A 1,902-nucleotide genomic window follows, 5' to 3' on the forward strand; every position below is an offset into this window, starting at 1 on the left:
GGTCGTGGGCGGAGGAGGCGCGAGGGGAGGGGGCGCGCTCACGACGGGGACCGGCGGCGGAGTCACGGGAGTCGAAGGCCGCAACCACCAGCCAAGTCCCACGGCCCCGAGGATCAACGCGGCCGTGGCCACGATGGGCAGCATCCGAGACTTGGGCTTGTTGTCCACTGGCAGCGTCGAAGGGCCAGGGCCGGCGATGCTCACCGGGGAGTGGGGCTGCCCCTGTGGGCCCGAGGCGAGCCCACCGAGGCTGCCAGGCACGGCCTGCTGACCTCCGTAGCTGCCCGGAGCGACTTGCTGGCCACCCATGCTTCCCGGCACGGCTTGCTGGCCGCCGTAGCTGCCCGGAGCGACCTGTTGGCCGCCCATGCTTCCCGGAGCGACCTGCTGCCCACCGATGCCGCCCGGCGCGATGGGCTGCCCCGTCACGTGGCCCGGAGGCTGTCCACCCATGTTCCCGGGCACGGCCTGCTGGCCGCCGTAGCTGCCCGGAGCGACGTACTGTCCGGGGAATCCGCCCCCCGCGTAGGACGGCCCCGCGACGCCTCCCTGGGGCGCCACCGGGAGGGCCACGCCCGAAGCACCCACGACTCCCAGGTTGGAGCCGTTGGACGGCATCTGCGTGGCGCCAAAACCCATCGTGTCGCTCGGCGCGGGGGACTGGGCTTGCTGCCCGTAGTGCGCAGTACCGCCGCGCGGCGCCATCGTCGCATCGAAGCCGATGTCATCCGCGTCCGGACCGAAGCGGCCCATGACCGGCGCTGGCGCCTTGTTCACCGGAGCCATCGTCGCCCCCATCGACGCTGCATCGTCCTGCGGCATGGAGGGCAGGGCGATGCCGGAGGGAGGGGCGATGCCGGAGGGAGGGGACGTGCGCGTGAACGTCCGGGATGCGCGCATCTCCTCCGTCTCCGGAAGCGACTGGAGCGTCGTGCCCGTGAGGTCCGCGATGAACGCGCCGACGTCCGCGTAGCGGTGGTCCGGGTTCTTCTCCAGCGCGCGCGCCACCGCCGCGGCCACGTTCGGCGGCAGCTCCGGCATCAGCGTGGCAAGCGACACCGGCGGCTCATGCACCACGCGGTAGATGATCTGCGCCAGCGAACCTCCGCCGAACGGCGTCATGCCGGAGATCATCTCGAACACGATGCCGCCCAACGCGAACAGGTCCGTCCTCGCGTCGATCTGCCGGTTGCGCCCCTGCGCCTGCTCCGGCGACATGTACTGCGGCGTGCCGATGAGCACCGCGTCCTGCGTCTGCAGCGTCTCCGACGACATGACCTTGGAGATGCCGAAGTCGAGCAGCTTCACCCGCTCGCCCACCACGCCGCCGGAGTCGGTGGGCACCAGGAAGATGTTCGCCGGCTTCAGGTCGCGGTGGACGATGCCCGCGCGGTGCGCCGTCTGGAGCGCGGAGCCCATCTGCCGCGTGAAGGAGAACACCTCCTCCAACGACAGCCGCCCCCGCCTGAGCCTGTCCTGGAGGCTCTCCCCGCGCAGGTACTCCAGCACCAGGAACGGGCTGCCGTCCTCCAGCGTATCGAAGTCCAGCACCTCCACGATGTTCGGGTGCCCCAGCCGGGAGGCGATCTCCGCCTCGCGCCGGAAGCGCACGTGGACATCCGGGCTCACACTGTCGCCCGTGCGCAGCACCTTGACCGCCACGTGCTTGCCCGGCAGCCGCAAATGCTGGGCAAGGAACACCGACCCCATGCCGCCCCGACCCAACACGGAGACGACTTTGTAGGTGTTCCGGAGGACCGAATCGATGTGCAGCTCACCGTCAGCCGAGCGCGTCATGGAAGAGGGCGTGTCCTGATGACAGAAGGGTGCGAAGCACCAGCGAAACGGGCTGCCACGCTAGCACGCCCCACCCGCCAGGACGCGAGCCTCCCGCTCCCGGCC

At 70.8% G+C, this 1,902-nt stretch carries 1 protein-coding gene; it reads right to left on the bottom strand.

All coding sequences use genetic code 11. The features are described 5' to 3' along the window. The coding region (locus D7Y13_RS41220) for a serine/threonine-protein kinase (RefSeq protein WP_147452640.1) at positions 1 to 1,797 on the bottom strand (1,797 nt) is incomplete at its 3' end. Between the last annotated feature and the right edge of the window lie 105 nt (positions 1,798 to 1,902).

The organism is Corallococcus praedator (assembly GCF_003612125.1).
GTDB classification, from domain to species: domain Bacteria; phylum Myxococcota; class Myxococcia; order Myxococcales; family Myxococcaceae; genus Corallococcus; species Corallococcus praedator.